Annotated in this window: 9 protein-coding genes and 1 tRNA gene; 5 read left to right on the top strand and 5 right to left on the bottom strand. The window is 59.9% G+C overall.

The window, feature by feature from the left end; translation table 11 throughout:
- From AC1DT3_RS06400 to AC1DT3_RS06385, 4 genes are all read left to right on the top strand, one after another.
- On the top strand, positions 1–275 hold a 275-nt coding region (locus AC1DT3_RS06400), incomplete at its 5' end, for a hypothetical protein (RefSeq protein ID WP_477464415.1).
- Positions 272–745 (top strand): hypothetical protein, encoded by a 474-nt coding sequence (locus AC1DT3_RS06395; RefSeq protein WP_477464414.1) that lies wholly within the window; start codon positions 272–274, stop codon positions 743–745. The genes AC1DT3_RS06400 and AC1DT3_RS06395, both read left to right, overlap by 4 nt.
- Before the next feature lie 797 nt (positions 746–1,542).
- Positions 1,543–2,199: an SOS response-associated peptidase gene (locus AC1DT3_RS06390; RefSeq protein WP_477464413.1), complete on the top strand. Its 657-nt coding sequence runs from the start codon at positions 1,543–1,545 to the stop codon at positions 2,197–2,199.
- Positions 2,200–2,211: 12 nt separating this feature from the next.
- Positions 2,212–2,721: a hypothetical protein gene (locus tag AC1DT3_RS06385; RefSeq protein WP_477464412.1), complete on the top strand. Its 510-nt coding sequence runs from the start codon at positions 2,212–2,214 to the stop codon at positions 2,719–2,721.
- 129 nt (positions 2,722–2,850) lie between these two features.
- On the opposite strand, the gene AC1DT3_RS06380 is transcribed toward AC1DT3_RS06385, so the two are convergent.
- From AC1DT3_RS06380 to AC1DT3_RS06360, 5 genes are all read right to left on the bottom strand, one after another.
- Positions 2,851–2,926, bottom strand: a tRNA-Phe gene (locus AC1DT3_RS06380).
- 240 nt (positions 2,927–3,166) lie between these two features.
- A complete protein-coding gene (gene ilvD / locus AC1DT3_RS06375) occupies positions 3,167–5,008 on the bottom strand; it encodes a dihydroxy-acid dehydratase (RefSeq protein ID WP_477464411.1) in 1,842 nt (613 codons plus the stop codon).
- Between the two features lie 177 nt (positions 5,009–5,185).
- Positions 5,186–5,581, bottom strand: a complete 396-nt coding sequence (locus AC1DT3_RS06370) for a DoxX family protein (RefSeq protein WP_477464410.1) — start codon at positions 5,579–5,581, stop codon at positions 5,186–5,188.
- A 143-nt stretch (positions 5,582–5,724) separates the two neighbouring features.
- Entirely contained in the window at positions 5,725–6,729 is a 1,005-nt protein-coding gene (locus AC1DT3_RS06365) for a 2-hydroxyacid dehydrogenase (protein ID WP_477464409.1), read from the bottom strand.
- 156 nt (positions 6,730–6,885) lie between these two features.
- Complete coding sequence (locus AC1DT3_RS06360) at positions 6,886–8,772, bottom strand: LTA synthase family protein (RefSeq protein WP_477464408.1); 1,887 nt, start codon at positions 8,770–8,772, stop codon at positions 6,886–6,888.
- Between the two features lie 41 nt (positions 8,773–8,813).
- Between AC1DT3_RS06360 and AC1DT3_RS06355 the strand changes: the two genes are divergently transcribed.
- Positions 8,814–9,035: hypothetical protein (locus AC1DT3_RS06355; RefSeq protein WP_477464407.1), on the top strand; the 222-nt coding region annotated here is incomplete at its 3' end.

Raw genomic sequence — 9,035 nt, 5'->3', positions numbered from 1 at the left:
GGGCTCCCTCGCGTGACGAGGTTGAACAGATCGCATCGACAGCCGCGAGCGAGGCGGCGAAGGAAGCTGCGAGGGAAACCATCGTGCAGTTCTTCGAGACCGTCGGCGTCGATCCGACGGACAAGGCGAATCTGCGCAAGGATTTCGCCTCGCTTCGGTCCTCGCGCGAACTCAAGGACGCGATGGTGAGGCATGGGCTACTGGCCGCCACCGGCCTTCTGGTGGCTGCGGCCGCAACATCCTTCTGGCTCATGGTGAAGGGAGGGGCGCGATGACACGATCCAAGGTGGTCGCCGTGGCTGCGATCTGGCTCGTTGCCGGGTTCTTCGGTCTCGGTCTCTTCTATTTCGTCACGCCACAGATAGAAGCGCGCGTGGCGCCCGTGCTCGACGATCAAGTCATTGAGGCCGTCGAGCGCGATCCCGGACGCGTTTGCTGGGTGTGGTCCTGGAACAAGGTCCGATACGCGCAGCCCGTCGTGGTGGCGTGGTCGATCGTGGTCGACGGAACGGCCGTCGAGTATCCGGCCGTCGTTGAGCGCCGTCGGGACGGGCAGGTGGTTCGCAACCCGCGAGCTTCGGCGCTCGGTCCAGGCCGCAATGAGCTATGCGCGCCGATCCCCGCTGAGCTCGATCGGGTGAAGAGCCTCACGATCCGGGGGCAGGCCAACTATGCCGTTCCTCACGGTCTTTGGACCCTCTGGCAGGAGCTGCCGTCGGTAGCCGTGCCGCCACTGCCACCCTAAGGAACCGCCCGACGCAATGCGCGTTGGTTCACGGCATAACGAGACTCCTTGAGCCCCCATCCCCTCTCCGGTTCGCCGGGAGGGGATTTTTTTTGCCCTGATTACAGGATCTTCGCCATGCCGGTCAGAGACGAAAGCTATCTCTCTGCCGCAAATCAGGGCAGCGACAGCAGACACGATCAGGTGCTACTGGACCCCTCGCGCGCCTTTGCGCACATCCGCCGCAAATCATCTCGAATGGAATTGCCATCGAGCCAGTCTCGAGCTTCAGGAAAACGAGCGGACAAGACGCGCTCGATCGTCAGATGGTCAATGTGAAGGCCCGATTGCGCGAGCACATACGCCTCTTTCATGCACTCAGTCCGCCGTTGTTCTTTGGTCGCCATTTTGTTTCCTATTAGATTTCAAACTCAGATTGGCGTCGTCGCCGTTCATTATCGCCCATGCTAGGGCACACCCGCTGCATCCTCCTGGCTATATGGGCGAACATCACTCGTTGAGGGTCGTCGGCCGCATCGCTTGCACCTCAGGCGATTGACGACGCTGTCCACGGTGCTGCCGTTGCTCACACCCTTCATAAGGCGCCACCACAGGACCACAGAATATCCGCAGCCAGAGCAACGGATCATGAGGCTTGTCTTTCCCTGGCGTTTCAAATCACCCACAGTCGGAGAACTCACATTCACTCCTCGCCGGTCGCAAACCGCGCTCGAATGTTCCCATGAGATCAGAACAAGAACATTGCCACCATGCCGAGACGCTGTCTATGCTGGCGCCGTGAAGCTTGAGCGGTAGGCATGTGCAATCTCTACTCSATGACCAAGAGCCAATACGAGATCCTCCATCTCGCAAGGGCCATGCGCGACACGACCGGCAATATGCCGACGTTCCCCGGGATTTTCCCCGACTACATGGCGCCCGTCGTCCGGAACGAGGACGGTGAGCGCGAGCTGACCCTGATGCGTTGGGGCATGCCATCGCCGGTCTTCGCGCTGCAGGGCAAGAAGACGGATCCGGGCGTCACCAACGTGCGAAACACCAAGTCTCCCCATTGGCGGCGCTGGCTTGGGGTCGAGAACCGATGCTTGGTCCCGTTCTCGAGCTTTTCAGAAAACGAGGTGCTTCCCGACGGCTCACGGCCGCCGGTGTGGTTTGCCTTCGACGAGGCGCGGCCGCTAGCATTCTTCGCCGGCATCTGGACTCCGTGGACCTCGGTACGGAAGCTGAAGGAGGGCGAGACCACAAACAACCTCTTCGCATTCCTGACGTGCGACGCGAACAAGGAGGTTGGCGCGATCCACCCTAAGGCGATGCCGGTGATCCTCACGACTGAAGAAGAGCGGGACGTTTGGATGCGCGCGCCTTGGAGCGAGGCATGCGCCCTGCAGCGCCCCTTGCCCGACGGAGCGCTTCAGATCGTGGCGCGGGGTGCGAAGAAGGACGAAGCAGCGTGACTCAGGGGCAGCATGACCATGGTCGACGAAAGTAATTCGTTTGAAATTCTCAAAACAATTGGATCACTCGCAGGCCTCGGTTCATTTGTCTTTCTCGTATTTGATCGGTTTCTGAAAGGTCGCCCGATCGTTACGCTTTCGGTTCTCCAGTACCGAGGCGGTCAGTCATTCATGCGAGTTCAGATCAAAAACGAATCAGAAGTCGGCATCTTGATCAAACGAGTACACTCGCCAGGGGGGAGTATCAGGATTTGGGACAGTGACTCTCTTCCCTCCGCAGAGCGAGCGATTAGAGGCGAGCATCCGCGGCTAGTAATTGATGCGGGAGCGGCGGTTTATCTGCCGCTTGTGTGGCACGATAAGCGGCCCGAGGCAGAAGATGTTTACTTTCCGGTCGTCGTGATCTGGCGCAATTTGCGCAACCCGTGGATGCCACAATGGCCGGTCAGGTTGTGGTCAAGCCGCGCGCAACAAGACGAAATCCTTGCCGCTACGCACCATAATTCGGGCGGTGGCCAGTGACCCGCGACTTACCGACAAAAAGGCCCCGTTCGGACTGAGAACGGAGCCTGATCAAATGTCGGTAACACGCCCGGTAACAGAGGGCTAACCGAATTATGAGGGAACCTGTCTAACCTATTGAAAAGGTTATGGTGCCCAGGACTGGAATCGAACCAGTGACACTGCGATTTTCAGTCGCATGCTCTACCAACTGAGCTACCTGGGCGTCCAACGGCGACCTTTCGGTCAACGGCATCGGCGGAGGGTGTATAGTCAGCGATACGTCGCCTGTCTAGCCGTTCTCGCAGACATCGTTGGAAAAGTTTGCATCGTTGGAAAAGTTTGCATCGTTGGAAAAGTTCGCAACGTTGGAAAAGTTCGCAACGCTGGAAGAGTTCGCAGCGCTGGAAGAGTTCGCAACGCTTGAAGCGCTTTGGCGCCCACGGCAGCGCTGCAGCCGCAGAGGTTACTCCGGCAGCACGCGGACTGCGCCCCTCGCGGCGCTGGTCGTCAGGGCCGCATAGGCGCGCAGCGCCGTGGAGACCTTGCGGGTGCGGCTTGCCGGTTTCCATGCGCTCGCCCCGCGGGCCTCCATGGCGGCGCGGCGCTTCGCCAGGGTGGCGTCGTCCACGGCCAGTCGGATCGATCGCTGAGGGATGTTGATCTCGATCGGATCGCCTTCCTCCACGAGGCCGATGAGGCCGCCTTCCGCCGCCTCCGGCGAGACGTGGCCGATGGAGAGACCGGATGTTCCGCCCGAAAAGCGACCGTCGGTGATCAGGGCGCAGGCTTTGCCGAGACCTTTCGATTTCAGGTAGCTCGTCGGGTACAGCATTTCCTGCATGCCGGGGCCGCCGCGCGGCCCCTCGTAGCGGATGACCACCACGTCGCCCGCAGCAACGCCGCCGTTCAGGATGCCGTGTACGGCCGCGTCCTGGCTCTCGAAGACCCGTGCCGGCCCGCTGAAGACCAGAATGCTCTCGTCCACGCCGGCAGTTTTCACGATACAGCCGTCCATGGCGATGTTGCCCGAAAGAACCGCCAGCCCGCCGTCCTTCGAGAAGGCGTGCGCGCCGGAGCGGATGACGCCTTTTTCGCGGTCGAGATCAAGCTCCTCCCAGCGCCGGTCCTGGCTGAACGCCACCTGCGTCGGCACGCCGCCGGGAGCAGCCAGAAAGAAATTGTGTACGGCTTCGCTGTCGCTCTGCTTGACGTCCCAGCGGGCGAAGGCGTCTGCCATGCTGGCGGCGTGGACGCAGCCGCAATCGTTGTGGATCAGGCCGGCGCGATCGAGCTCGCCCAGAATGCCCATGATGCCGCCCGCCCGGTGCACGTCTTCGATATGCACGTTCGACACCGCAGGCGCGACCTTGCAGATCACGGGAACGCGGCGCGACAACCGGTCGATGTCGTCCATCGTGAAATCGACGTCGCCTTCGTACGCGGCGGCAAGCAGGTGCAGCACCGTGTTGGTCGATCCGCCCATCGCGATATCGAGCGTCATGGCATTCTCGAAGGCGTTGAAATTGGCGATCGAGCGCGGCAGCACGGAAGCGTCGTCCTGCTCGTAATAGCGCCGCGCGAGATCGACGATGAGATGGCCCGCTTCGACGAAGAGGCGCTTGCGGTCGGCATGCGTCGCCAGCACGGTGCCGTTGCCGGGAAGGGCGAGGCCAAGGGCCTCGGTCAGGCAATTCATCGAATTGGCCGTGAACATGCCAGAGCACGATCCGCAAGTCGGGCACGCGGAGCGCTCGATGACTTGCACTTCCTCGTCGGTCATCGTGTCGTCCGCCGCCGCAACCATGGCGTCGACGAGATCGAGGGCCTTCAGCTTGCCGCGCAAATTGGCTTTGCCGGCCTCCATCGGACCACCGGAAACGAAGACCGTCGGGATGTTGAGGCGCAGGCTCGCCATCAGCATGCCGGGCGTGATCTTGTCGCAATTCGAGATGCACACCAGCGCATCGGCGCAGTGGGCGTTCGCCATGTACTCCACCGAATCGGCGATGATTTCGCGGGAGGGCAGGCTGTAGAGCATGCCGTCATGGCCCATGGCGATGCCGTCGTCGACGGCGATGGTGTTGAATTCCTTGGCGACGCCACCCGCCTTCTCGATCTCGCGCGCAACGAGTTGGCCGAGGTCTTTCAGATGGACGTGGCCAGGCACGAATTGGGTGAACGAGTTGACGACGGCGATGATGGGCTTTCCGAAATCCTCGTCCTTCATTCCTGTCGCGCGCCAGAGGCCACGGGCTCCGGCCATGTTGCGACCGTGGGTTGTCGTACGGGAACGATAGTGTGGCATGGAGAAAACCTGATCAGAAACGGGATATTTTCGGCCCTTGGCTCTTACACCGGGAGGCCGGCGGCGTCCAAATTTTTAGTGGAATGTCGGGTCAAGCCCTTTGACGCATGAAAAAGGGCGCTTCGAATGAAGCGCCCTCGATCAGGTTTGGCTCGCGAAACTTGGCTCGCGATCAAGTTAGGCCTTGCGGCTGCCGTCGACGCTCCAGGCTCCTGGGCCCGCAGCCACGAGATAGAGAAACACGAAGCAGAAGAGCACGGCTCCATCGCCACCGTTGAGGACGGGGAAGACGCTCTTGGGAGCGTGCGCCATCCAGTAGGCAACGGCCATCATGCCCGAAAGAACAAAGGCGACCGGGCGGGTGAAGAGGCCGATTACGAGCAGGAAGCCGCCAACGATCTCGAGGATCCCGGCGATACCGAAAAGGCTGAAAAGTGCGGGGCTCGGATTGCTGGAGGCAGGAAAGCCGAGCAATTTTTGAGTGCCATGCTCCATGAAAAGGAGGGCCGCTACGATCCGCAGAACCGCCAACAAGCGGGGGGCCCAGACAGTTTCAAGCGCGTGAGCATTCATTCGTTCGTCTCCAAAATGAGGGATAGCCATCGCCCCATTAGAGGGTCGGGTTTCCTGTTGCCAGATCGAACCGGCGGTTCTTCAATCACGAATTGCTTACCTTGGCTGTGTCGGCTTTAGAATAGAGGGGCTCGTGATGCGCCTCAACGATGCGGTTTCGCCACTTCGTTTTTCAACTCCCTGCCATCCTCGAAGTCGCGAATATTGGCCAGAGTGGTCTCCGCGATGTTTGCCAGAGCCTCGCGCGTGAAAAAGGCCTGATGTCCGGTCACGAGGACATTGGGAAATGTCAGGAGACGTTGGAAAACATCGTCGGTGATGACCTCGTTCGACAGATCCTCGAAAAAGAGATCTTCCTCCTGCTCGTAGACGTCGAGAGCCAGGCCTCCAATCGTACCCGCCTTGAGACCGTCGATGACGGCGCCGGTGTCGATCAATGCGCCGCGGCTGGTGTTGACCATGAGCGCCCCGGGCTTCATTGCGCCGACGAAGGCGGCATCGACAAGGTGCCTCGTGTCGGGGTTTAGCGGACAATGCAGCGTGATGATGTCGGCCATTTCGGCGATGTCGAGGCGCGAGACATATCGCACGCCGATTGCCACCAAGTCTGGGTTTGGTTCGACGTCGCTCGCGATGACATCGCATTGAAAACCGGTGCGCATGATCCGAGCGACGATCGCCCCGATCTTGCCGGTGCCCACGACGCCGACCGTTTTCCCCTTCATCTCTGCGCCGAGAAGTCCCTCCAGCGAGAAATTGTTTTCGCGGACCCGTGCGTAAGCGCGGTGGACGTGGCGCGCCAGGCTGAGCATGAGGGCGACCGTGAACTCCGCGGTGGAGGCAGGCGAGTACGCGGGAACACGCACCACGCGCAATCCAAGCTCCGCTGCAGCGTCCAGATCCACGTTGTTGAAACCGGCGCAGCGAAGCGCGATCAGCCGCGTCCCACCGGCGGCGACTTGGGTGAGGGCGGAGCGGTCGAGGGTATCGTTGACGAAGACGCAGATCGTCGGGAAACCCTTCGCGAGTACTGCGGTTTCCACGTTCAGACGCGGCTCGAAATAGGTCAGATCATGGCCGAACTCGGCGTTGCGCTCCTCGAGCATGCGGCGATCGTAGGGCTTCGTTCCAAAGACGGCAACGCGCATCGCGATCCTCACGTTGGCGGTCAGTCCCGAGCGCCGCCTCGAAGCGTGTCCGATGCAGCTTGACCGCACCGTGGTTTATTGGGCGCCGGTCTGCGAAGAAAAGCCGATGCGCGCCCCAAAGTCTTCGAGCCCTCTGAACGCCGTAGGGCTATCGACCTACGGCGTGGGCATTGCGACGGCACTCGTTTGCCGCTGGCAATCGGCACCCGGCATTTCGCAGAACAGACTTTTCCGCGCATATTGTGAGCCGAACATCTGATCGTATTGCAGGCTGTAGTACCGATCGAGAAGAGGTGCCAGCCGCTCGGGCCGATTGCCGCTGAGCTGCATGTCGCTCGTCATATATGCATTCCGGTCCATTACGCGCACATCCTTCATGAGCGATCCCAGGAAGCGCTTGTAGAATGGGTGATCGAGGCCGACCTCATCCATGATCAGGTGCGGAATGAAGGCCGGACTGATTGTTCCGACGGGGGACGGCGCTCGTCCGGTGTTCGACCAGACAGCCAGCGGCGTTCGCCGGATTTTCATCAGTTGCTCCGCACCCGAACGTGCTCCCTCGAGCAAACCACTCGTCTTGTAGATTGCCAGGCTCGGCCCGAGGCCCGGTGCGTGGTCGCCAAAAAAGATGAGCACGGTCGGTCGGTCGAGCGATTTGAGATTTTCCGACAAGCGTTTCAGCGCCTGGTCCGAGAAAACGACACCTTGGGTATAACTGCTCAGAACTTCCGCATCCTCGGCGCTGATGTCGCCGCCGGGCGTGATCTGCGTTTCGCCGTAGCGTTTTGGTGCGAACGGAGTGTGGTTTTGCATTGTCACGGCAAAGAGAAACGTTGGCTCGCTTGCCGAGAGATTCTCGAGGATCAGATCCGTGAGCTGATCATCCGAAACATAGGGTCCCAGCTTGCGTGGGCCCTTCAGGTCGGAGATCCCAATGAATTTTTCGAAGCCTAACCGAGGATAGACCTTGTCCCTGTTCCAGAACCACTTTTGATAAGGGTGTAGCGCGATGGCGCGATATCCGATGGATCTGAAATACCATGGGAGGGCAGGCGTGTTTCGCAGGATGTACTGCTGATACGGAAAACTACCTTCCGGAAGAAAGGAGTTGCTGAAACCAGTCAGCGCTTCAAATTCCACATTGCAGGTTCCACCGCCGAAAGCGGGCGAAAATATCTCGCCTGCGCTGGAGGAGCGTACGAAGGGCATGGGGTCTTTGTCGAACGTGATCTTGGGAAACTGGGTCGGATCCCAGAACGCTTCGCTCATGATCAGAACGACGTTCGGCTTCTGCGTAGGCGAGACGGTCTCGATGGGTTGATTGGGCCCTGCGCCGTCGATTGTTCTGATGACGCTCKCGACCTTGTCTTCGGAATAATCACTTGGACGAGGAACGAAAGCTCGATCGAAGTTCAACAGAAAGGCGACGAGAAAGCCGTTCTTCTTGTAATTTTCGTTCTGAAATTGGATCCGGTTGGTCAAGCCGAGATAATCCCTGAACAGGATCTGTCCCTTGACCTGGCCGCCGTAGCCGAACGGAATGATGACCGCGAGACCGATGAGGATACCGGCAACGCGGCTCAGGATCGGGATCGGCGCCATTCGCCGCGCCGCGACGATGAAGAGCCAAAGCAGACCCGCTACTCCGGTGAATCCGGCAGCGGCCAGTGCTATCGAAAGCTTCGGTCTCGCTGCAGCCAATTCGGGCAACAGGTCGATGATCTGATGTGCAAACAGAAAATCCCAAGGAAAGAGCGGTTCGGCCAGATAGCGCTGCTTCTCGCTGCTGATGAAGCCGAAGACGATGGCGATCAGCCCGACGAGTGCGGCTCCGACATAGCGGCGGCCAATGATTGAATCGGCAAGGACGCACGCGGCCGCCAAAACTGCGACAGTGACCGCCGCCGCGAGTGGCTTTCCGTTGATGAGCGCATAGCCACCCAGCGGGGAGCGCGCCGAGGCGAACTCCATCAGAAAGAGAACTGCCAGCCCGATCACCGCATAAATGGCGGGAACGCTCAAAGCCCTTAGCGATTTCTTCATGTCTATGCTGCAACCGCGCTCACGAAAGAACGGCTCATATCATGGCGTTACAGGGGAACCAACATCTCGGGATGGGCTTTATGTCGCAACATAACACCAACCTCCCTGCACCCATCGAGCGCTTTCATCATTTTGACGACCCTCGACATTTGGAAGACCTTCAACTTTTGAAGGACCCGCAACTTTTGAAAGACCCGCAACTTTTGAAAGACCAGCAACTTTTGGGCGACCCGCAACAATTTGATGACCAGACGAAGCGAGAT

It is taken from the genome of Microvirga sp. P4_G7 (genome assembly GCF_056401005.1).
This window is presented reverse-complemented; position numbering and strand designations above follow the sequence as displayed.